This is a genomic window from Microbacterium sp. NPDC097977 (assembly GCF_040302605.1).
GTDB lineage: Bacteria > Actinomycetota > Actinomycetes > Actinomycetales > Microbacteriaceae > Microbacterium.
Map to the genome: position 1 here is coordinate 1 of NZ_JBEOUR010000046.1, position 22,496 is coordinate 22,496.

The 22,496-nt window shown below is 68.5% G+C and carries 20 protein-coding genes; 8 read left to right on the forward strand and 12 right to left on the reverse strand.

Annotation, left to right across the window (positions count from 1 at the left end; all coding sequences use genetic code 11):
- Positions 1-142: 142 nt before the first annotated feature.
- Both exaC and ABTZ43_RS11330 read right to left on the reverse strand, forming a co-directional pair.
- Positions 143-1,708: an acetaldehyde dehydrogenase ExaC gene (gene exaC / locus ABTZ43_RS11325; RefSeq protein ID WP_350538863.1), complete on the reverse strand. Its 1,566-nt coding sequence runs from the start codon at positions 1,706-1,708 to the stop codon at positions 143-145.
- A 106-nt stretch (positions 1,709-1,814) separates the two neighbouring features.
- Positions 1,815-3,140 (reverse strand): GAF domain-containing protein, encoded by a 1,326-nt coding sequence (locus ABTZ43_RS11330; RefSeq protein ID WP_350538864.1) that lies wholly within the window; start codon positions 3,138-3,140, stop codon positions 1,815-1,817.
- Between the two features lie 159 nt (positions 3,141-3,299).
- Here ABTZ43_RS11330 and ABTZ43_RS11335 point away from each other — a divergent pair, with 159 nt between their 5' ends.
- A complete protein-coding gene (locus tag ABTZ43_RS11335; protein WP_056414491.1) occupies positions 3,300-3,656 on the forward strand; it encodes a PadR family transcriptional regulator in 357 nt (118 codons plus the stop codon).
- Positions 3,653-4,696 carry a DUF1700 domain-containing protein gene (locus ABTZ43_RS11340; protein WP_350538865.1) on the forward strand — a complete coding sequence of 348 codons (1,044 nt, stop codon included), beginning with the start codon at positions 3,653-3,655 and terminating at the stop codon, positions 4,694-4,696. Before ABTZ43_RS11335 ends, ABTZ43_RS11340 begins: the two co-directional genes overlap by 4 nt.
- Positions 4,697-4,822: 126 nt before the next feature.
- Here the strand turns inward: ABTZ43_RS11340 and ABTZ43_RS11345 are convergent, their stop codons facing one another.
- On the reverse strand, positions 4,823-6,250 hold the full coding sequence (locus ABTZ43_RS11345) for a CCA tRNA nucleotidyltransferase (protein WP_149421948.1): 1,428 nt from the start codon (positions 6,248-6,250) through the stop codon (positions 4,823-4,825).
- A gap of 54 nt (positions 6,251-6,304) precedes the next feature.
- Positions 6,305-6,598: a hypothetical protein gene (locus tag ABTZ43_RS11350; protein ID WP_350538867.1), complete on the reverse strand. Its 294-nt coding sequence runs from the start codon at positions 6,596-6,598 to the stop codon at positions 6,305-6,307.
- 57 nt (positions 6,599-6,655) lie between these two features.
- Between ABTZ43_RS11350 and ABTZ43_RS11355 the strand changes: the two genes are divergently transcribed.
- A complete protein-coding gene (locus ABTZ43_RS11355) occupies positions 6,656-8,404 on the forward strand; it encodes an alkaline phosphatase family protein (RefSeq protein ID WP_350538868.1) in 1,749 nt (582 codons plus the stop codon).
- Between the two features lie 52 nt (positions 8,405-8,456).
- Here ABTZ43_RS11355 and ABTZ43_RS11360 read toward each other — a convergent pair whose 3' ends face one another.
- The gene (locus ABTZ43_RS11360; RefSeq protein WP_350538870.1) at positions 8,457-8,750 is read right to left on the reverse strand and encodes a hypothetical protein; all 294 of its coding nucleotides are present in this window, start codon (positions 8,748-8,750) and stop codon (positions 8,457-8,459) included.
- Between the two features lie 32 nt (positions 8,751-8,782).
- On the opposite strand from ABTZ43_RS11360, the gene ABTZ43_RS11365 reads away from it, so the two are divergent.
- A complete protein-coding gene (locus ABTZ43_RS11365) occupies positions 8,783-9,256 on the forward strand; it encodes an ASCH domain-containing protein (protein ID WP_350538871.1) in 474 nt (157 codons plus the stop codon).
- On the opposite strand, the gene ABTZ43_RS11370 is transcribed toward ABTZ43_RS11365, so the two are convergent.
- Together ABTZ43_RS11370 and ABTZ43_RS11375 are read right to left on the reverse strand one after the other, a co-directional pair.
- Positions 9,253-10,308, reverse strand: a complete 1,056-nt coding sequence (locus tag ABTZ43_RS11370; protein ID WP_149421943.1) for an LLM class flavin-dependent oxidoreductase — start codon at positions 10,306-10,308, stop codon at positions 9,253-9,255. The two genes, ABTZ43_RS11365 and ABTZ43_RS11370, sit on opposite strands and share 4 nt — an antisense overlap.
- 36 nt (positions 10,309-10,344) lie before the next feature.
- Positions 10,345-11,880 carry a class I SAM-dependent methyltransferase gene (locus tag ABTZ43_RS11375; protein WP_350538872.1) on the reverse strand — a complete coding sequence of 512 codons (1,536 nt, stop codon included), beginning with the start codon at positions 11,878-11,880 and terminating at the stop codon, positions 10,345-10,347.
- Positions 11,881-11,979: 99 nt separating this feature from the next.
- Between ABTZ43_RS11375 and ABTZ43_RS11380 the strand changes: the two genes are divergently transcribed.
- The 4 genes from ABTZ43_RS11380 (at position 11,980) to trxA (ending at position 17,249) form a co-directional block, all read left to right on the forward strand.
- Positions 11,980-14,190: a DUF6049 family protein gene (locus tag ABTZ43_RS11380; protein ID WP_350538873.1), complete on the forward strand. Its 2,211-nt coding sequence runs from the start codon at positions 11,980-11,982 to the stop codon at positions 14,188-14,190.
- The gene (gene murJ / locus ABTZ43_RS11385) at positions 14,183-15,796 is read left to right on the forward strand and encodes a murein biosynthesis integral membrane protein MurJ (protein ID WP_350538874.1); all 1,614 of its coding nucleotides are present in this window, start codon (positions 14,183-14,185) and stop codon (positions 15,794-15,796) included. The genes ABTZ43_RS11380 and murJ overlap by 8 nt, the downstream gene beginning before the upstream one ends.
- 88 nt (positions 15,797-15,884) lie before the next feature.
- Entirely contained in the window at positions 15,885-16,859 is a 975-nt protein-coding gene (gene trxB, locus ABTZ43_RS11390) for a thioredoxin-disulfide reductase (protein ID WP_056419139.1), read from the forward strand.
- Positions 16,860-16,925: 66 nt separating this feature from the next.
- Positions 16,926-17,249 (forward strand): thioredoxin, encoded by a 324-nt coding sequence (trxA, locus tag ABTZ43_RS11395; protein WP_056414458.1) that lies wholly within the window; start codon positions 16,926-16,928, stop codon positions 17,247-17,249.
- 115 nt (positions 17,250-17,364) lie between these two features.
- Here trxA and ABTZ43_RS11400 read toward each other — a convergent pair whose 3' ends face one another.
- The 5 genes from ABTZ43_RS11400 to ABTZ43_RS11420 form a co-directional block, all read right to left on the reverse strand.
- Positions 17,365-17,892 carry a GrpB family protein gene (locus tag ABTZ43_RS11400; RefSeq protein WP_350538875.1) on the reverse strand — a complete coding sequence of 176 codons (528 nt, stop codon included), beginning with the start codon at positions 17,890-17,892 and terminating at the stop codon, positions 17,365-17,367.
- Positions 17,893-17,900: 8 nt separating this feature from the next.
- Entirely contained in the window at positions 17,901-18,236 is a 336-nt protein-coding gene (locus tag ABTZ43_RS11405; protein WP_045253998.1) for a hypothetical protein, read from the reverse strand.
- Between the two features lie 9 nt (positions 18,237-18,245).
- Positions 18,246-19,694, reverse strand: a complete 1,449-nt coding sequence (locus ABTZ43_RS11410; RefSeq protein ID WP_045253999.1) for a sugar porter family MFS transporter — start codon at positions 19,692-19,694, stop codon at positions 18,246-18,248.
- A 62-nt stretch (positions 19,695-19,756) separates the two neighbouring features.
- Positions 19,757-20,719 carry a ParB/RepB/Spo0J family partition protein gene (locus tag ABTZ43_RS11415; protein ID WP_314094708.1) on the reverse strand — a complete coding sequence of 321 codons (963 nt, stop codon included), beginning with the start codon at positions 20,717-20,719 and terminating at the stop codon, positions 19,757-19,759.
- Entirely contained in the window at positions 20,719-21,594 is an 876-nt protein-coding gene (locus ABTZ43_RS11420; protein WP_200946567.1) for a ParA family protein, read from the reverse strand. Before ABTZ43_RS11420 ends, ABTZ43_RS11415 begins: the two co-directional genes overlap by 1 nt.
- Positions 21,595-22,496 lie beyond the last annotated feature (902 nt).

The window sequence follows — 22,496 nt, forward strand, 5'->3', positions numbered from 1 at the left end:
CTCAGGAGGCGGCCGCCTCGCCCCGCCCGCTCAGGAGGCGGCCGCCCCGCCCCGCCCGCTCAGGAGGCGGCCGCTCCGCCCCCGCCCCGCCCCGCCCCCTGAGCGAGGAGCGCAGCGACGAGACGAAGAGCGGCCGCCGAGCTCAGAAGAACCCCATCGGGCCTTCTGCGTACGAGACCAGGAGGTTCTTGGTCTGCTGGTAGTGGTCGAGCATCATCTTGTGGTTCTCGCGACCGACGCCCGACTGCTTGTATCCGCCGAACGCGGCGTGAGCCGGGTACTGGTGATACGTGTTCGTCCAGACGCGGCCGGCCTCGATCGCACGGCCCGCGCGGTACGCGGTGTCACCACTGCGGCTCCAGACGCCGGCACCCAGACCGTACAGCGTGTCGTTCGCGATCGAGATCGCGTCGTCGAAGCCGTCGAACGAGGTGACCGAGAGCACGGGACCGAAGATCTCCTCCTGGAAGATGCGCATGTCGTTCGTGCCCTCGAAGACGGTCGGGGCGACGTAGAAGCCCTCGCTGAGATCGCCGCCGAGCTCGACGCGCTCCCCACCCGTGAGCAGCCGCGCGCCACCCTGCTTGCCGATGTCGATGTAGCTGAGGATCTTCTCGAGCTGGTCGTTCGACGCCTGCGCTCCGATCATCGTGGCCGGGTCCAGCGGATTCCCCTGCACGACCTTCTTCACCCGCTCGAGGCCGTCGGCGAGGAACCCGTCGTAGATCGAGCGCTGGATGAGCGCTCGCGACGGGCACGTGCACACCTCGCCCTGGTTCAGCGCGAACATCGTGAAGCCCTCGAGAGCCTTGTCGTAGAACGGGTCGGCGGTGTCGCGCGCGACGTCCTCGAAGAACACGTTGGGGCTCTTGCCCCCGAGCTCCAGCGTCACGGGAATGAGGTTCTGCGAGGCGTACTGCATGATCAGACGCCCGGTCGTGGTCTCTCCGGTGAAGGCGACCTTGCGGATGCGCTTGTGCTGCGCGAGCGGTGCGCCCGCCTCGATCCCGAAGCCGTTGACGATGTTGACGACGCCGGCCGGAAGAAGGTCGCCGATGATGTCGAACAGGAAGAGCAGGGATGCCGGCGTCTGCTCGGCCGGCTTGATGACCACACAGTTGCCCGCGGCGAGCGCCGGCGCGAGCTTCCACACGGCCATGAGGATCGGGAAGTTCCAGGGGATGATCTGGCCCACCACGCCGAGCGGCTCGTGGAAGTGGTACGCCACGGTGTTCTCGTCGAGCTGGCTGATGCCGCCCTCCTGAGCGCGCAGAACGCCGGCGAAGTAGCGGAAGTGATCGACGGCGAGCGGGATGTCGGCGGCCAGTGTCTCCCGCACCGGCTTGCCGTTCTCCCACGTCTCGGCGACCGCGATCTCCTCGAGGTGCTGCTCGATGCGGTCGGCGATCCGGTTGAGGATCACCGAGCGCTCGGCCGGGCTCGTCTTCCCCCAGCTCGCGAAGGCCTTCCAGGCGACGTCCACGGCGAGGTCGATGTCCTCGACGGTTCCTCGGCCCACCTCCGTGAAGGTCTTGCCGTTCACCGGACTCACGTTCTCGAAGAACTGTCCCTTGACCGGGTCGACGAACTCTCCGCCGATGTAGTGCCCGTAGCGCGGACGATAGCTCGCGACGGCTCCGGGCTGGCCGGGGGCGGCATACGCGGTGGATGCCGGGGCAGTGGTGACGTCTTCTTCGACGATGGTCATCGGTGACTCCTTCGACGGGCCGCGCGTCGGTGCTGCGGCTGATGACTCGAAGGTAGGTCGACCGAGGTTGCACCCCGATGCGCAACGTTGCACCGGGTTGCGGGCGTCAGCGCTCCTCGAGGCGCTCGATGCGCGCGACGAGTCCTCCCCGTCTGGGCGACCGGGCCGGGAGCATCTCGAGGGCGAGGCGGAGAGCTGCGGCATCCGCCTGCCCTTCGGGGATGTCGGCGTAGGCGAGCAGCACGTCGAGGCTCGCCTCTGACAGCATGGCCTCGCGCAACGCGGCTCTGACCGTCTCGCGGACCTCCTCGACTCCCGGCGAGGTCGACTCCGGCAACACGGGTCCGCGGTAGGCGGTGAGCGCCACACGGTGCGCGCCGCGGTCGAGCAGCGACAGCACGTCCTGCGCATCGGTCTCGAGGGCCACCCGCAGCCGGTACGGCCGAGAATCCGGCACCAGGCCGGGGGCATGCTTCTCGAGCACCTTGCGCAGGCGGACCATCTCGGGGCGCAGGGTGTCGGCGGAGGCACCGGGGCCGTAGACCAGCTCGCTCAGCCGTTCGGCCGACAGTCCCTGACGGTGCATGGCGAGCATCAGCAGGATCTCGGCGTGCCGGGCGCTGAGATCGATCACCGATTCCTCGAGCTCGGTCTCGGTCTCGAGCCGCGCCTTGTCTCGACCCAGGACGTGCAGGGTGGCGCGTCTGGTGGGCTTGGCGCGTGATGCGATCGTGGTCAGCCGCGGGGTGTTGGCGCGTGCCCGCAGGCGGGCCACCATGAGCTCGGACTCGACCGCGCGAGCGGTGGCATCGACGAGCATCCGCGCCTGTGGTGAGATCACATCGTCACCGCCGGTGATGTCGATCACCCCCAGCACCCGCTGCGTCTCGGGGTCGCGCACCGGTGCCGCGGAACAGGACCACGGACGCACGAGCCGGTTGTAGTGCTCGGCGCCGCGGATCTGCACCGAGTGTCCGAGCTCCAGCGCTGTACCGGGGGCCGAGGTGCCGACGGCATCCTCCGCCCAGTTCGCCCCGGCGACGAAGCCCATGGCCTCGGTCAGGGTTCGCAGCTCCCGATCGCCTTCGATCCACAGCAGGCGACCGGCCTGGTCGCCGACGGCGATGACGACCCCGGTGTCCTTCGCGTGCCCGGGCAGGAGCAGGGCACGGATCATGTCCATCGCAGAGGCGAGCGGATGCGTGAGCCGATACGCCTCGAGCTCCTCGGTCTCGAGTGCTATTCCCGGCATGCTCTCGGGCCCTACGCGGCCCCGCCAGGATCGGACCCACGACTCCCTCACCAGCGGGCGCACCTGCTGCAGTCGGTGGTCGTCGAGATTGCCGGCGATCAGCTCCTCATGCGCACGCTCGACCAGCAGACGAGAGGTCTCGAGCGGACCCTCACGTGACGTCTCCCACCGGGCCACCATGGCATCTCCGATCGTCGTCGGCGGAGCTTTTCCTCAGTGTAGGAGCCGGATGTCGTGCGCGGAAGGAGCGATATTCCGGCGCCATGGATACGTGACCGGGTGCGCCTTGCGCACTACTGTGCAGTGCGTGGTAGCGTGCACTGCAGTGAAGGAGGTCCGATGGACACCACTCAGCTCCTCAAGGGAGTGCTCGACGTCGCCGTGCTCGCGGTGCTGCGCACCGAGGACGGCTACGGCTACGACATCGTGCGCAGACTGCGCGACGCCGGCCTCGGCGATGTCGGCGATGCGTCGGTCTACGGCACACTGCGTCGCCTCTATGCCGCAGGGAGCCTCGCGAGCTACGTCGTCCCCTCCGAGGGCGGCCCCCATCGCAAGTACTACGCGATCAACCCCCAGGGCCGCGCGGCTCTCGACACCCAGACCGTCACCTGGCTGGACTTCGCGGGCGCGATGTCCGCCCTCCTCACCGCCGACTCAGGCACCGGGCCATCCACGATCGGAGAGAACCGATGAACGACACCGCCGTCACTATCGACGAGCAGATCCGGGCGTTCGCCTCCGCCGTGCGCGCGCATCTCGACGACCTCCCCGCCGACGAACTCGACGAGATCATGACCGGACTCACCGCCGACCTCGCCGATCAGGCCGCCGACAACGACGGCGTCCTCGAACTGGGTGATCCCGCGGCCTACGCCGAGGAGCTGCGGTCGGCCGCAGGGCTCCCCCCGCGGTCGGAGGACGGTCAGCGAATCCGCATGCGGGACCGCTTCGCGGCCTGGCGGACGGCGACGGCCGACAGCATCCGCGGCAGTGTCTTCGGAGCCTGGCTGCTCGATCTGCTCATCGCCCTGCGCCCGGTGTGGTGGGTTCTGCGGGGCATCGCGATGTTCGCACTCGTCGTCGGCACTCCGCTCGGAGCGATCATGCCCCTCGCGCCGATGAACTGGCTCATCGGCCTCGCGCTGGTGATCGTCAGCGTGCAATGGGGTCGCGGGCTGTGGCTCCCTCAGAACTGGCTGCGGCATGTGCGGACAGTTGTGAGCGTCATCGCCGTGGTGATGCTGCCGTTCATCCTCGCGTCGACCCTCACCCCGCGCGTCGAGTACGTCGGCGATGAGTACTCACCGCAGGGCCTCATGCTCGACGGCGTGCAGATCAACAACATCTTCGCCTACGACGCGGAGGGGAATCCGATCGACCGCGTGCAGCTCTTCACGGGCAAGGGAACCCCGCTCGACCTGTACGGAGCGAGCGGTGGGCAGAATCTCTTCTCGACCGAGGATGGAGAATCGCAGTTCGGCGTGCAGGACGACGGCCTCATCGCCACCGTTCCCATCGAGGACTATCGCGGCAAGCCGGTATGGAACATCTACCCGCTCGATGAGGCCGACATCGACACCGACATGTTCCAGCCGGACACGTCGACGATCAAGCGTCCCGAGCCTCCGTTCCAGAAGGCGCCGAGCATCGAATCCGCACAGGAGAGCCCGACGCCGAGTCCCGACGCCGATGACGAGCTGCAGCCGCAGCCGACCGAGTCCCCCGCACCCTGAGGCCTGCTGATCATGAGCGAGCGGATCATCTCGATCGACATCTCCCACCTCGTGCGGGAGGCACTGGGCCTCACGGCCGAGACCGAAGAGTCGGAGGAGTGAGGGCCTTCGCCTGAGCGAGCGGGCTCAGGCCCGCGCGGCCCACCACTCGCGGAGGCGCTGTTCTGCGGCATCCGCACCGATCACGCCTTCGTCGAGTCGCACCTCGAGCAGGAACCGGTAGGCCTCGCCGACCTCGCGCCCCGGCGCGATCCCCAGGATGCTCTGGATCCGGTTGCCGTCGAGCTCGGGGCGGATGGAGTCCAGCTCCTCCTGCTCGCGCAGCGCGGCGATACGCGACTCGATGTCGTCGTAGGCCGAGGCGAGGCGTCCGGCCTTGCGCTTGTTGCGGGTGGTGACGTCGGCGCGGGTGAGGATGTGCAGGCGCTCGAGCTCGTCTCCGGCGTCGCGCACATAGCGGCGCACCGCGGCATCCGTCCATGCGCCTTCGGCGTATCCGAAGAAGCGGAGGTGCAGCTCGATGAGCGTGGCGACGCTCGTCGTGGTCGCGGTGTCGAAGCGCAGCGACTGCAGTCGCTTGCGGGCCATGCGCGAGCCGACGACGTCGTGGTGGTGGAAGGTGACCGCGCCGCCGTCTTCGAGCTTGCGCGTGCGCGGCTTGCCGATGTCGTGCAGCAGCGCGGCGATCCGCAGGGGCACGTCGGGGGCCGAGCCCGGGTGGCGCGACCGTTCGAGCGCGATCGCCTGGCTGAGCACCGTCAGCGAGTGCTCGTAGACGTCCTTGTGGTGATGGTGCTCATCGACCTCGAGGCGCAGTGCGCTCACCTCGGGCAGGAACTCCTCGATCAGGCCGGTGTCGACGAGCACACGGATGCCGCGCACGGGGTCGTCGGTCTGCATCAGCCGCACGAGCTCCGACTGGATGCGTTCGGGGCTCACGATCCCGAGGGTCGTGCGCAGCTGCGTGATGGCCTCGTCCGTGCCGTCGTCGATCCGGAAGCCGAGCTGTGCGCTGAATCGCGCAGCCCGCAGCATGCGCAGCGGGTCGTCGCCGAACGAGATCTGGGGATCGGCGGGCGTGCGCAGGACGCCGCCGACGAGGTCCTCGACTCCCCCGGTCGGGTCGACGAGCTTCACCTCGGGCACCAGCAGCGCCATGGCGTTGACGGTGAAGTCGCGGCGGTGCAGATCGGCATCGATCGTGTCGCCGAACTCGACGGTCGGCTTGCGCGTCACCCCGTCGTAGCTGTCGGCGCGGTACGTGGTGACCTCGACCTGCTCGCCCTGCACCCGCGCGCCGATGGTGCCGAATGCGCGGCCGATGTCCCACTGGGCGGTCGAGATCGGCGTGACGATGCGCAGGATGTCGTCGGGGCGTGCGTTCGTGGTGAAGTCGAGATCGTGCGTGGGGCGACCGAGCAGCGCATCGCGCACGGGGCCGCCGACGACGGCGAGATCGTAGCCCGCAGCCGAGAACGCCTCTGCGAGGGTGCGGACGACCGGATTCCCGGCGAGCGCACCGAGACGGGCGAGGCCGTCAGCCATGTTGAGCATGGGTTCCAGCGTACCGGGGAGCGCGCACCGCCCGTCGGCGCGAAGGGTCCGCGGTCAGAACAGCGGGTTGTCGCCTCGTGCCTGTGCGACCGCGCGTGCTCGCGCCTGCACGAGCCGCAGCAGGAGGGCGCTCAGCAGGAAGCCGCCGACCATGGCGACGGCGAGGAGGAACCAGACGCCGATCTGCGGTTCGATGAGCTCGAAGCCGTAGATGGCGACGGCGAGGAGCAGCAGCACCGGCCCCTCGATCAGCGCGAACGTGAGGAACAGCCGCGTCTGGCGTCGGGTGAAGTCGGTGTTGACCGCCTGGACGCGCGCCGCGATGGAGGTCTCGTCTGCAGAGGTCATGCCCCCACCGTAGCCAACACGATGCGCGCGGCGCGGCCCGAGCCTAGGATCGGCTCCATGACTGCAGACGAGCCGCAGGGCACGAAGGACCCGTCACGGCGCGGATTCCTCAAGATGGGCGGGGCGGCCCTCGCCGGTGCCGTGATCGGCGGGGCCGGCGGGGCGGCCATCGGCGCCGGCGTCGCCGCCGGAGACCGGCGTGGTTTCGCGGCGGATCCCGATCCGTTCGCCGCGCTCACACCCCGCAGCGAGCCGGGCTTCGACCACCTCGTCGTGGTCATGGGCGAGAACCGCTCCTTCGACAACCTGCTCGGCTACCTCTACTCGACCGAGAACCTGCCCGCGAGCGAGCGGTTCGAGGGGCTCGCGTTCGGCACGCACAGCAACACGGCCCGTGACGGCACGGTGGTCGACGCGCATGTGTACACGGGCGACACCGACCGGATCATGAGCCTGCCCGACCCGGATCCCGGCGAGGAGTACCCGCACGTCAACACGCAGATCTTCGGCACCGTCGACCCGCCGGGCAACGCCGACCTGTTCGTCGACCAGATGACGGCCCCTTTCAACGCCCCGACGCATGGCGAGAAGGCCACGATGTCGGGGTTCCTCGAGGACTACATCATCAACTTCCGTCGGCTGCGCAAGGGCGCCGACCCCGCCCCGCAGGAGGCGGCGCACATCATGGGCTCCTTCTCGCCCGAGATGCTCCCGGTGCTCTCGACGCTCGCGGCGGAGTTCGCGGTGTTCGATCATTGGTTCGCCGGAGTGCCGTCGCAGACGTTCTGCAACCGGTCGTTCTTCCACGCCTCCACATCGCACGGATTCGTCACCAACCAGGCGGGCGGCGGGTACCGCAAATGGATCGACGCACCCGCGGCGCCGACAGTCTTCAACCGCCTCGAAGACGAGAAGGTCAGCTGGAAGATCTACATCGACAAGCTGCAGCTGGTGTCCTTCACGGGGATGCTGCACGCGGCGGTGCTCGAGAAGTACTGGCGCACCGAGCACTTCGGCACGATGGAGGACTTCTACGACGACGCGAAGAACGGCACGCTTCCCGCCTACGCGTTCATCGAACCGCGCATGGTCTACGACCACAACGACTTCCATCCGCCGTTCGGAGCCCCACGCGAGAGCGAGGCCGACGGCGAGCCCGTCTACGACAGCGCGATCTCTGACGTGCGCGCGGGCGACCGGCTCATCCACGACATCTACGAGGCGGTGCGCACAAGCGCCTCCCCGAAGGGGTCGAACGCGGTCAACACCCTGCTGCTCATCACGTTCGACGAGCACGGCGGATGCTATGACCACGTGCCGCCGCCAGCCGCGACGACGCCGACGCCCGACACGGGGCCCGGCGAGATGGGCTTCACCTTCGACCGCCTCGGATGCCGTGTGCCGGCCATCGCGGTGTCGGCCTACACGAAACGCGGCACCATCGTGCACGAGGAGATGCACCACGGTTCCGTCACCGCGACCCTGTCGCGCCTGCACGGCCTGAAGCCGCTCAACGACAGGGATCAGTCGGCGAACACGCTCTTCGAGGTCGTGAACCTCGACAAGCCGCGGCATCCCGCCGACTGGCCCATCACCACTCCCGCCTACACGCCGCCGAACCCCGAGGCGCGGGAACCGTCGCCCGGCGATCCCACCGAGCTGAAGCCGCTGACTCCGCCCGCCCGCGGCCTGCTCGGTCTGCTCATCGCGAAATACGGCGCGCCCGGTGAGCCCGAGCCCGAGACGTTCGCCGACGCCTACCGGCTGCTGCACGAACACGGCGAGGAGCTCTTCGGTCCGGCCTGATCCCACGAGCGACGACAGTGCTGCGCGCGAGGCCGACGGGTGGGCTTCCGCCTCAGAGGTACCCGGTCGCCGGATCCACGGCCGCCAGGAAGTCGCGGATCTCTGCCACGTGCCGGTCGCGGCTGCGCGGCGACGACCCACCACCGACCGTGAAGCCGTACCCCGGGTTGGGCCCGGACACCCAGTCGTAGTGATGTGCGCCGTCGTCGCTCCCGCGGATCGCGAACGTCTCGCCGTCGACCTCGAGTGTCCCGAGGTCGGTGTAGGTGCGTGCGTCGTAGAGCCGCATATCGGCGGGAAGGGGAGAGTAGTCCCACTCCTCCTCCGGTCCGCGATCGCTAGTCATGACTGCACCCTAGCGACGAATAGGCTGACCGGATGAACGACCCCCTCGACATCGACGAGTTCTGGCGAGAGTGCCGCGCCGCCGTGCCGGCGCTGCCTGAGGCCGTCCCCGACGCCTGGGCGTTCGGGGCGACGCCGGCGCAGGCCGACGATCTCCTGGCCCTCGTGCTCAACGGCACGAAGACCGCGACAGCGTCCTCCCTCTGGGACTACGAGTACACGCACGACCCCGTTCCCGAACCCGGCCTGCTGAACATCGTTCTCGATGGACGCGGAGCACCGCGTGCTCTCGTGGAGACCGTGTCCGTCGACGTCATCCCCTTCGGCGACGTCTCCGAGGCCCACGCCTTCGCCGAAGGAGAGGGCGACCGCACTCTGGCGCACTGGCGCGAGACGCATGAGCGGTTCTGGCGTGCGCACTCGGAGGATCCGCGCGGCTTCGACCCGTCCATGCCGGTCGTGTGCGAGCGGCTCAGGGTGATCCACACCACGAACGGATCGCGCTAGATCGCGTCTCCCTGCACCGGGCCCTCCGTGTTGGGCTTCCACCCGAGTGCGGGAGCGACATGCTCGGCGAACGCCTCGAGCACATGCAGGTTGTACTCCGGCCCGAGCTGGTTCGGGATGGTCAGCAGCAGGGTGTCCGCCGACATCACCGCCTCGTCGGCGAGGAGCTGCCGGATCAGCACGTCCGGCTCCGCCGCATAGGTCTTGCCGAAGGTCGACCGGAACCCGTCGATGATGCCGATCTGGTCGGCGTTCTCCTCGCTGCGCAGACCGAAGTAGGCACGATCCATGTCGGAGACCAGCGGGAAGACGCTGCGGCTGACCGAGACGCGCGGAGCGCCGGTGTGACCGGCCTCCTTGTAGGCGGCGCGGAAGAGATCGATCTGCTCGCGCTGCAGCTGGTGGAACGGCACGCCGGTCGCCTCGGTGAGAAGCGTCGAGCTCATCATGTTGAGGCCCTTGCGTCCGGTCTCCTCGGCCGTGGCACGCGATCCCGATCCCCACCAGATGTGGTCGCGCAGCGTCGGCGACTGCGGTTCGATCGCCAGGTAGCGTCCGGCGCCGACCATGCGGGGATCTCCCGGGGCGAGGCCTTCACCGTCGATGGCCCGCAGGAAGAGGTCGAACTTCTCGCGTGCGATCACGCTGCCGCGCTCGGGGTCCTCTTCATCGTGGAAACCGAAGGTCTCGTACCCGCGCAGTGCGGTCTCGGGTGACCCACGGCTCACGCCGAGCGCGATGCGCCCGTCGGCGATGAGATCGAGGGCGGCCGCCTCCTCGGCGAACTGGAACGGGTTCTCGTATCGCATGTCGATCACGCCGGTGCCCACCTCGATGCGCTTCGTGCGCGCGGCCATGGCCGACAGCAGCGGCATCGGCGAGGCGGCCTGGCGGGCCCAGTGGTGCACACGGACCGATGCGCCGTTGACGCCGATCTCGTCAGCACCCTCCGCGATCTCGATGGTCTGCTTCAGCATGTCGCCGGCCGTGCGGGTCGCTGAACCCGGCACATCGGCGTAGTGCCCGAAAGAGAGGAATCCGAAAGCCTTCATGGTGTATTCGAACGCATGGATGTCGGCGGGTATTCCCTACCGGCCACCCGCCACGAGAAGGCCGTCGAGGATGAGCTGCCGGATGCGCGGTTCGAGGTCCGCCCAGAGGTCGGCGAGCGGCACCTCGAACAGGTCGGCGAGCGCCGCGACGATCTGCATGACCGTGAGGTCGCCGTCGCACGCGCCCACGAACGCGGCGAGCGCAGGATCCACCGTGAGGGTCCGGGCGAAGCCCCCTCCCTGGCGCAGCTCGATGATGCTGGGGTCGTCGTTGCCCGGCAGCAGGTGGCGGGCTTCGGTGACGTCCGCCGCGGTCAGCAGCATCGGTGGAACGCCCCCGGCCAGCAGGTCGTGTGCGGCGAGGCCGTCGCGCAGCGCGCTCCCGACGTTCGACACCGGCTGCGGCAGACGCTCGAGCCTGCGCAGCGGAGCACCGGCGTGGGCGGGACGTCGGATCAGGATGTACCCGAAGCCGACCGCGGTCACCCCGCGTGCGGCGAAGTCGTCGAGCCAGGCGCGCAGCAGCGGGGTGAAGGCGGCATCCCGTGGCGTCGTTCCGCCGTCGCGGATCCAGAGCTCGGCGTAGGCGAGAGGGGTCAGCTCCTCGCGCTGCACGACCCACAGGTCGAGCTCGCCGGGAACCCACGACGAGACGCGATCGAGTCCCGCTCGACCGGTCAGCGACCGCTGCCCTCCGCGGGACTCCCAGTTGCCGAGCAGCTGCGCCGACCCGCCGGGCGCGAGGTGCTGCGGAGCAGTGGCGATGAACTGCTCCACCAGAGCGTCGCCGACGAGGCCCCCGTCGCGGTACTCGTACTCCGGCACGCCCTCGGCGCGAGGGGTGATGACGAACGGCGGGTTCGACACGATCAGGTCGAAGGTCTCTCCGGCGACCGGCTCGAACATGCTGCCGAGGCGGAACTCGATGGTCGAGACGCCGTTCAGCTGCGCGTTCAGCTCCGCGAAGGCGAGAGCCCTCGTCGAGATATCGGTGGCGACGACCGAGCGGGCGTGCCGGGCGACCAGGAGGGCCTGGATGCCGCATCCGGTGCCGAGGTCGAGCGCGCGGTCGACCTCGACCGGCATCACGATCTCGGCGAGCGTGCGGGAGGCGCCGCCGACGCCGAGCACATGGTCGGCGGGGAGGGCGCCGTCCAGCGCCGTCTCGTCGAGATCGCTGGCGATCCACCATTCGCCGAAGCCGTCGGCGTCGACGAAGGACTGCGGCCGCAGCAGGGCGGTCGGGGTCACGGATGCCGCGTCCACGCGCGCCAGCCCGAGAGCCACCAGGCCCTCCACTCCGAGGGTCGGCAGGGCCGTGGCCACTGCCGTGAGGGGCTGCGGCATTCCCAGCACGAGCAGGCGTCCGAGGGTCGCGAGCGGTCCGTCATCGTGCGCGATCGCGCGCAGGATCGGCTCCCTCATGCCGCGAGCGAGGGCGTCGTCCTCTTCTTCTCCCCACAGTCGGCGCAGCGGCTCCGAGCGCAGGTCGGCGGCGTCGAGGTCGGCCGCGAGCGCGGTGGCGCGGATCGGATCTGGCACGGGGAACGGGGCGTCGGACACGGCCGTCACTCTACGCGTCTTCAGGGTTCTCCTCGCGCGTGCCACCTAGAATCACAAGGTCAGCACTCACGAGCAGCCTGAGATCACCGGCGTTCGAGGAAGACTTCCATGACCGCGACCACCCCCGAGAACGGCCACCGCACGCGCCTGCAGCGCGTCGCGTGCGGATCCGTCATCTCGGCGATCGCTCTCGGCCTGTGTGCGACGGGAACGGGGAGCGCGGTCGCCGCGACCGATTCCGACGCGGACGACGCACCCGCGATCGAGCTGATCCTCTCTGCGGGCGTGCGTGGCGCGATCGCCCCGGGCAGCGGCACCACCGCCTCGCTGACCGTGCAGAACGACGAGTCGTCATCGCTCTCCGCGGGTCGCGTCACCGTCGAGATCAACCGCACCGCCCTGTCGAGCCCCACCGCGGTGACCTCCTGGCTCGACGACGCCGAGGTCACGGGCGATTTCGACGAGCTCGGCACCGACGCGACGGGAACAGTGGACGCCGAGTCGGCAGCGACCACGACCATCGCCGTTCCCCCCGAAGCGCTGGCCGACCTCGCGCCGGGCGTCTACCCGCTGCGCGCCACGCTCAGCGGGGCCCAGACGCAGGGGCAGAACGACTCGGATGCCGTGACGTCGACCTCTGTGCTGGTGGTCACCACGACGCCGAATCCTCCGATCGCGGTGATCGTACCGATCACGGCCACTCCCGCCCGCGGCGCCCTCCTGACGTCGGAGGAGCTGACGGTGCTCACCGCACCCGACGGCGCGCTCACCGCGGCGATCGACGGGGTCAGAGGCACAGGCGCCATCCTCGCGATCGACCCCGCGATCACCGCCGCCGTCAACGTGCTCGGCTCGTCCGCACCGCAGAGCGCCCGGGAATGGCTGCGCCAGCTCGACGAACTGCCCAATGACCGGTTCGCCCTGCAGTTCGGCGACGCGGATGCGACGACCCAGGCGCAGGCCGGGCTCACCGCGCTGCTGCAGCCGACCTCGCTGCTGCCGTTCGTGACCCCGAGCGACTTCGCCACCCCTGCGGGCGCGACGCCCTCCGACGCCCCGACGCCCTCACCCTCGTCGTCGGGCACGCCCAGCCCGTCGCCCGGCAGCCCGAGCATCCCCAGCGATGCCGATCTGCGTTCGGTCGACGGGGCGACCGCGGGCGTGCTGTGGCCGCGCAGCGACGTCACCGCGACCGATCTCGACGCCTTCGCCGGCTACGTCGGAGACGGTGGCGTCACGATCCTCTCCTCCGCCAGTCTCGGCGGCGCTGCCGGAGCTCGAGCCACCGCAGGCACCAGCGACATCCTCGTCTCGGACACCGCCGCGTCTGACGCCCTCTCCGAGGCCGCGAGCGAGAACGATGCCGCGTCCCGCCAGCGACTGCTCTCCGAGGCCACCGCGCAGGTGTACCTCTCGGCGCTCCCCAACCCCGCGACGCCCCTCCTCGTGGGGCTCGATCGCGACGACACCCGCTCGGCCGACGCCCTGCGCGAGGCGATCGCCGCCGTCGACTCCCCCGGTTTCGGGCTCACCGAGGTCCTCGCGACGCCCAGCGTCCCCGTCTCTCTCGTGGCGGAACCGGACGCCTCGCGTGGCGCCGCCCTGCAGCGGATGCTCGCCGACGAGGTCGTCCTCGACGATTTCGCCTCGATCCTCGACGATCGGCAGCTGCTGCTGAGCCCCAAGCGCATCCAGATCCTCCGTGCGACCGCCGTGGGCCTGACCGCGAAGAAGTTCGACGAGGCGACCGCTGCGGTGCACATCGCGACGAACGCGACTCTCGACGCCGTGGACATCCCGCCGTCCAGCACCATCCAGCTGCTGACCGCCAATGCCGATCTGCCGTTCTCGGTGCGGAACGACCTGCCATGGCCGGTGAACGTGATGCTCTCGGTACGCCCGAGCGATCCGCGCCTCGACGTGCAGAAGGTCACGGCGGCGACCATCCAGCCCAATTCGAACGGCAGAGTGAAGGTGCCCGTATCGGCGCGAGTGGGAAGCGGTGAGGTCACGCTGACCCTCGAGCTCTCCAGCCCCACGGGCGTGCAGATCAGCCAGCCCGAGCGCGTCCGCGTCTCGGTGCGGGCCGAGTGGGAGACCATCGGCCTCGCCCTGTTCGGCGGGCTGATCGTGCTGCTCCTCAGCGTCGGCGTGATCCGCACGGTGCGCCGCCGTCGTCGCGAGAGCGACGCAGAAGCGGGCGTCGAGACGGATGCCGCCGATCCCGAAGAGACAGACGACGTGCCCGAGACCGTCGGCAGTGTCGAGAACGTCGACGACGTCGATGGGCGCAGAGCCCGCGAGGAGCGCGATGAGTAGCCTCGGCCGTGCCAGCGCCGTGATCGCCGCCGGCACGATGGTGTCGCGAGTGACCGGTCTTCTGCGCAGCATCGTCCTGGTCGGGGTGCTGGGTTCGATCTCGCAGGCGGCCGACGCGTTCACGGTGGCCAACCAGCTCCCCAACAGCGTCTTCCAGCTGATCTCGGTCGGCGTGTTGACCGCAGTCATCGTCCCGCAGATCGTCAAGGCCACTGCGAAGCCCGACGGCGGCGGGCCGTTCATCTCCAAGCTGTTCACCCTCGGCGTCGTGGTGCTGCTCGTCTGCACCGCGATCGCGATGATCGCCGCCCCGGGCCTGGTGTGGCTCGCCACATCCGAGAAGCAGCAAGAGCTGCGCGCGCTGGCCATCGCCTTCGCCTACTGGTGCCTGCCGCAGATCCTCTTCTACGGCGTCTACGCGCTCCTCGGTGAGACTCTGAACGCCCGCCGCGTCTTCGGTCCCTTCACCTGGGCACCTGTCATCAACAACATCGTGTCGATCGCCGGCTTCCTCGCCCTCGGCGCCGTGTTCCACGAGGTGCCCCGGAGCGCCGCGTCCTGGACCCCCCAGATGGTCGCGATGCTCGGAGGCACAGCGACGCTCGGCATCGCTCTCCAGGCCCTCGTGCTCCTGGTGTTCTGGCGGCGTACGGGGCTGTCCCTCCGTCCCGACTTCCGCTGGCGTGGCGCGGGTCTCGGCACGGTGGGCCGGCTCGCCGGGTGGACGATGCTGATGGCACTCGCAGGGATCGCCGCCGGGTTCTTCCAGAGCAGCGTCGCCACCACCGCCTCCGGCGCCGGGGCGTCCTCCACCGTCCTGGCGAACGCCTGGCTGGTCTTCATGCTCCCGTACTCGGTCATCGTGCTGTCCATCGGCACCCCGTACTTCACGCAGATCAGCGAACATGCGGCGGCCGGCCGCCACGACGAGGTGCGCGCCGACATCACCCGCAGCATCCGCACTCTGGTGTTCTTCATCGTGGCGGCCATCGCCGCGGTCGCCGCCGCCACCTTCCCGGCGTCTCGCGTCTTCTCGAGCAATCTGAACGAGGCCTTCGGTGCCGCACCGGTGCTCGTCGCCTATCTCATCGGCCTGCTCCCGCTCACGGTGCTCTTCATCGTCCAGAGGACGTTCTACGCCTACGACGACACGCGTACCCCGTTCTGGTTCACGATCTTCCAGTGCGCCCTCGTCGTCGGCACCGCGCTGCTGGCCTCGCTGCTCTACTCTCTTGACGTGATCCCCGTGACGCTGCTCGCCGCCGGGGTCGCACTCGGGCAGTCGATCGCGAGCACACTGCAGACGGTGATCGCCATCTGGCTGCTGCACCGCAAGATCGGCGGTCTGCAGATCGGGTCGTGGATGAGCGCGATCGGCCGGTTCGCGGTCGCCGCCGTGCCCGCCGGGCTGGCCGGATGGGGAGTCTTCCTGCTGCTCGGCGGCACCGAAGGTTGGACCATGAGCGGCCAGCTCCTCGGCGCGATCGGCACCTGCATCATCGGTGCTGTGGTCGTGGTCGTCTACATCGGCATCCTGGCGATCATGCGCGCCCCGGAGCTCACGGTCGCGGGCTCGATGCTGCGCCGCTTCCTGCCCGGCCGCTGACCGCCCACGCGCGGGAATGTCGCGCGGTTACCATTGGTTGAAGCAGTCGAACGTCTTTCGGCGTCTCAGCATCTACGACGGAGAGCACATGCGTCAGGTCATCATCATCGGTTCCGGTCCCGCCGGATTCACCGCCGCCATCTACGCGGCGCGCGCGAACCTCAAGCCGCTGCTCATCGCGAGCACCGTCGAGGTCGGCGGAGAGCTGATGAACACCACCGAGGTCGAGAACTACCCGGGCTTCCCCGAGGGGATCCAGGGCCCCGAGCTCATGGCCAAGTTCCAGGAGCAGGCCGAGAAGTTCGGCACCGAGGTCGTCTACGACGACGTCACCGAACTCGACCTCGACGGAACCGTCAAGAAGGTCACGCTCGGCAGCGGAACGGTGCACGAGGCCCAGACGCTCATCTACGCGACCGGCTCGGCGTACCGCAAGCTCGGCATCGAGGGCGAAGAGCGTCTGTCCGGATACGGCGTCTCGTGGTGCGCCACGTGCGACGGGTTCTTCTTCCGTGAGAAGACGATCGCCGTGGTCGGCGGCGGAGACTCGGCGATGGAGGAGGCGACGTTCCTCACCCGCTTCGCCGACAAGGTCTACGTCATCCACCGCAAGGACACGCTGCGCGCCTCGAAGATCATGCAGGAGCGCGCCTTCGCGAACGAGAAGATCGAGTTCGTCTGGAACAGCGAGGTCGCCGAGATCCTCGGCGGTGACTCCGTCTCGGGAGTGCAGCTGCGCAACACGGTCGACGGCACGCTCAGCGATCTGGCCCTCGACGGTCTGTTCATCGCGATCGGCAACGACCCGCGCACCCACCTCGTGCACGACAAGCTCGAGCTGACCGCCGAGGGGACCATCTGGGTCGACGGCCGCTCGTCGAAGACCTCGGTTCCCGGGGTGTTCGCCGCCGGCGACGTGATCGACCCGACCTACCGTCAGGCGATCACCGCTGCCGGATCGGGCACGGTCGCGGCTCTCGACGCCGAGCACTTCCTCGCCGATCTCGAAGACGCCTCCGTCGAGGTCCCGGCCGCGGAAGCCGCCGAGATCCTCACGGCCTGAGCGGTCGGGAACAGTTTCACGACGCCTGCTGTTGTAGTAGGCGAACCTCGAACAAGGAGAACTCTGATGAGTGCAAAGGCTACGAGCCAGGCGACCTGGGAGCAGGACGTTCTGCAGGCCGAAGGTCCCGTCCTCGTGGACTTCTGGGCCGAGTGGTGCGGACCGTGTCGTATGGTCGCCCCCGTTCTGGACCAGATCCAGGCGGACAACCCCGACAAGATCACCATCCTCAAGCTGAACGTGGACGAGAACCCGCAGCTGGCGATGAAGTACCAGATCACCTCCATCCCCGCGATGAAGGTGTTCCAGGGCGGTGAGGTCAAGACGACCATCATCGGCGCCAAGCCGAAGCCCGCTCTCGAGAAGGACCTCGCCGACTTCATCGGCTGATCAGGATCTTTCCCAGGCCGTCACCCCTTCGGGGGTGGCGGCCTTTTCCGTGTCCGGATCCGCATCCGCACGCGCTCCTGCCCGTCTGGAGCGCTCTCCGGACGCGCCGCCGCGGCTACTTGTCGGAGACCGGGACGGAGGGCAGTCCCCGTGCCGCCCGCGCACGATCGACGATCTCCTGGATCACCGGCGTCTTCGCAGCGTTGTAGGCCGATGTCCCGCGTGCGGCGGCCGCCACGGCGTCGCACTTCGCGTGCACGTAGAGGTCGGCGTCGTCCGGATGCGACCGGAGCCAGTCACGCAGGATGCGCTGATGCACGGCATCCCACTCCCCGGCCGTGAAGAAGTGCGCGATCGCGACACGAGCGCCCTCACGCTCGAGGATCATGACCGGATGCGAGCGCACCGCGCTGCCACGCCGCCACCCTCCGCTCTCGAGCGCGGACAGGTGAGCCCCGAAGTCCTCGAGATCCCGGATCCTGACGGCGAGGTCGATGATCGGCTTCGCGCGCATGCCCGGGATCGCCGTGGATCCGATGTGCTCGATGGCCCAGTCCGCACGGGCGAGTTCACGCAGCTCCGTGGCGAACGACGCGAAACGCGCCGGCCACGACGGATCGTACGGGACGAGTATGCGCGGCATCCGACGGATCAGGACGCGTCGGCGACCGTCGGATCCCACCGGCGATGACGCTGCGTCTCGTCGAGCAGGCGCCAGACCGCCGGGGTGAGTTCCGGATACTCCAACGCGATCTGTCGCAGCACTCGATAGTGACGAGCCGCGTTGGGCCGCACGCCGTCGTTCGCGGTGATGTTGTCGGCCCGCAGGAGGAAGACCACGAGCTCATCGACGCTGGGGAGCTCCTCCATGAAGTCCCAGGGATCCTCGCCCCCGAGAAGGCGCTCCTGGATCAACACGGCGAGCTCGTCCGAGGCTTCGGCTCTCAGCACCTCGAGGCTGGCGCGACGGGGAACGGACTCGGTCATGCTTCCAGCCTACGTGGCCTTTCGCGTGCCCCGGCGCTCCACCTTCAACTCGTCTGTCATCTCCTCGAGCTCCTTGCCCTTGGTCTCCGGAACCTTGAAGTAGACGAAGAAGAACGACAGCAGAGCGAAGAACGCGTAGAAGCCGTAGGCGAACGTGAGGCCGATGTCGGCGAAGATCGGGAACGTCGTCGAGATGAAGAAGTTCGCCGCCCACTGCGCCGCAGCAGCGACCGCGAGGGCCCCCGCGCGGATCGAGTTCGGGAAGATCTCTCCCAGAAGCACCCAGACCAGCGGGCCCCAGGTGGCTCCGAAGAACACCACGAACCCGTTGGCGCAGATCAGGGCCACCGTGGCCCAGGGGTCGGGCAGCGTCGCCGTGCCCTCGGCATCCAGCGTGCCGAACGAGAACGCGAGCGCCATCAGACCCAGCGTCACGGTCATTCCGACGGAGCCGACGAGCAGCATGATGCGGCGGCCCACCTTGTCGACGAGCAGGATCGCCACGATCGTCACCACGATGTTCGTCACCGACGTGATGACGGAGGTCAGCAGCGCGCTCGACTCGTCGAATCCGACGGACTGCCACAGCGTGGTCGAGTAGTAGAAGATCACGTTGATGCCGACGAACTGCTGGAAGACCGAGAGCAGGATGCCGACCCACACGATCGGCTTCAGGCCCAGGCGGCTGCCGCGCAGATCGCTCAGGGACTCCTTGCGCTCCGTGTCGATCGTGCTGGTGATCTCCTTGATCTTCGCCTCGACGTCGACGGCGCCGGTCACCGTATGCAGGACCTCCCCCGCCCGTTTCAGGTCGCCCTTGCGCACGAGGTACCTCGGCGACTCGGGAAGCCTCAGGGACATGAGCCCGTAGACGAGCGCGGGGATCGCCGCGACCATGAACATCCATCGCCAGGCGGTGAGCCCCCACAGCGGCTGGTCCGCCGCGCCGGCGAGGTTCGCGAGCAGGGCATCCGACAGCAGGGCCGCGAAGATGCCCGTGACGATGGCGAGCTGTTGGAGTGAGCCCAGCCGGCCACGGATGGCCGCGGGAGAGACCTCGGCGATGTAGGCCGGCGCGATGACGGATGCCGCTCCGACACCGAGTCCGCCGATCACCCGCCAGATGATGAGGTCGACCACGCTGAAGGCGAGACCGGAGCCGATGGCGGAGACGAAGAACATCGCCGCCGCGACCACCATCACGGGGATGCGTCCGCGTTTGTTCGCGATCGGCCCCGCGAACCATGCACCGACCGCGCAGCCGATCAGCGCGGACGAGACGGCGAAGCCCTTGAGCCCGACGCCGAGGTCGAAGCCCGACGTCGTGCCCGCAAGAGCGTCGACCGCACCGTTGATCACGGCCGTGTCGAAGCCGAACAGGAAACCGCCGAGGGCGGCGGCGATGCTGACCGCGATGACGCGGCGCCGGACGCCTTCCGGATTCAATGCAGTGGCCATGGCATCCCTCTCATCATCGCGATGTCGGGAGTCTACGTCCCGTCAGCTCCTGCAGGGGCGTGTCACGCCGAACCGTAGCCCGATTCGCCGAGCTCGGTGAGAATGCGGTTCAGGTCCTGAATCGATGCGAAATCGATGATGACCTGCCCCTTTCGCGCACCCAACGAGACCTTGACGCGGGTGTTGAGGCGATCTCCGAGGTTGCCTGCGACCTCGTCGAGGTAGGCACGACGGGCCCCGGGCGTCGGCTTCGCGGTGCGCGTCGCTGTGGTCGGCTCCGTCTTGGCGGCGACCTCGGTGGCACGGACCGAGAGGTCCTCGTTCACGACCTTGTCGGCGAGGCGCTGCATCGCCTCCGGGGTGTCGAGGCTGAGGATCGCGCGTGCGTGCCCAGCCGTCAGCACGCCGGCCGCCACGCGCTGCTGCACGGGAACCGGCAGCTTGAGCAGGCGGATCGTGTTGCTGATCTGGGGGCGCGATCGACCGATGCGCGTCGCCAGCTCCTCCTGAGTGATGCCGAAGTCCTCCAGCAGCTGCTGGTAGGCGGAGGCTTCTTCCAGAGGGTTCAGCTCCGACCTGTGCAGGTTCTCGAGAAGGGCGTCACGCAGCAGATCCTCGTCCGCCGTCTCGCGCACCACTGCGGGGATGGCGTCCAGACCGGCCTCGCGCGCGGCGCGTGTGCGCCTCTCCCCCATGATCAGCTCGTACTCGCCATCCGCGTTCTTGCGAACCACGACCGGCTGCAGGACGCCGAATTCGCGCACACTGTGCACGAGCTCCGCAAGGTCGCTCGGGTCGAAGTGCGTACGCGGCTGCCGCGGGTTCGGCACGATCTTCTGAGGATCGATCTGGATGAGATGGATGCCGGGGACCGCCTCGAGGTCGGCAGCGGGTTCGACCGGCGCGGTCGCCTGGTTCGACCGCAGACTCGCTCCGGGGAAGAAGACGTCCACGGGGCGTTCCGACTGATCCGCCGTCGGAATGAGGGCACCGATGCCCCGGCCCAGTCCAGTGCGCTTCGCCATCATTTCTCCTTGCTCTGCGTCGCCGTGCGCGACGCGATCTCGACAGCGGCCTCGCGGTAGGCGACGGCGCCGGCGGATTGCCCGTCATAGGCGATCACGGTCTGTCCGAAGCTCGGTGCCTCCGACACCCGCACGGAGCGCGGGATGACGGTGTCCAGAACCTGCTGCGGGAAGTGGGTGCGGACCTCGTCGGCGACCTGCTGTGCGAGACGGGTGCGCCCGTCGAACATCGTGAGGAGGATCGTCGACAGGTGAAGGTCCGGATTGAGGTGCTTCTGGATCATCTGGATGCTGCCCAGCAGCTGGCTCAGTCCCTCGAGTGCGTAGTACTCGCACTGGATGGGGATGAAGACCTCACGCGCTGCCGTGAAGGCGTTGATGGTGAGGAGTCCGAGCGACGGCGGGCAGTCGATGATGACGAAGTCCATGGGGCTGTCGATGAGATAGACATCGAGCGCCCTGCGGAGACGGTGTTCGCGTGCGACCTGGGCCACGAGCTCGATCTCGGCGCCAGCGAGGTGGATGGTGCTGGGGGCGCAGAAGAGGTTCTCATCCTCAGGGCTCTGCTGCACGATGTCGGCGAGTGCGGTGTCCTCGATCAGCACGTCGTACACACTCGGGGTCTCCGCGTTGTGGGGTACGCCGAGCGCGGTGGACGCGTTTCCCTGAGGATCCAGGTCGATGACGAGGACCTTCGCTCCGAGGCCGGAGAGAGCGGCCGCGACGTTGACCGCGCTGGTCGTCTTACCGACCCCGCCCTTCTGGTTCGAGACCGTGAGGATGCGAGTCTCTCCGCCGAAGTGGAGTTGCACACCTTCGAGAGCGCGTCGACGTGCGGACAGGTCGGCGATCTCCCGCGCGAGGGGTGTGTCCATCCCGAAATCGCTCTTCGGTGATGCCTTTTCGGGCTGTTTCACGTGAAACATCCACTCCTTTCGGGGCCGCCTTCCACTCTAATCGTTGCGGCAGACAGTGACTGTGAGCGCCCGGGTGCATCCCGGCGTTCGCGGCCTTCGACTCCTGAAGATCGTGTGTCCGATGCAGGATGGGGCGGAAGTAGGAAACCACCCGTGATCGGGGATTGAGGTTTCTGGAACACGAGCAGAAGCCGACTCCGGGGTGCGATTCGGGCTCGATGGGAGTCCGGATTTCAACGGCCCCGTCGGGAGAGAGGTCCGGCATGTCGTGGCGCACCTGTGCAGGAGCAGAGGAGTCTCCGTGCGTGCCGGGGCTCTGGGCCTGGGTCGGAGGTGCGGCCGCGCGCACGGTCCCCTGTTCCGGACAGACGACCGCTCGCGTTCCGGCTGTTTCACGTGAAACACCTACTCCCAAAGAAGCCGCTCGATACGATCGGCGAGGTGATCTAGGGGGTCCGTGCCCTCGAACTCCTCAGTCGCAGTCGCGCGTAGCCGAGGTTCGACATCCTGCAGATGCGTGCGCATCTCCCGCCGCTCGCTCTCGGTACGGCCGTAGTGATTGTTCGCGCGGCAAGCGACCCGGGCGAGGATCACCTCCTCGGTTCTCGAGGGCAGCACCACGTGGTCGAATCGATCACAGAACCTCCTCCGGTTCTCCCGCCCCGCTCCTGTGACGACGACGGATGACGCCGAGCTCAGCAACGCAGACAGCCGCATCTCATCCCACACCCCGACTGCGGTCTTCCGCGCTCCGTAGTCCGTATCGATCACCCGATGACCGCGATCCCCCAGAACCGATAGGAGCGTGGACGTCCCTACTCCCGACATTCCTGTGATCGATCTCCCTGGCACACCATGAG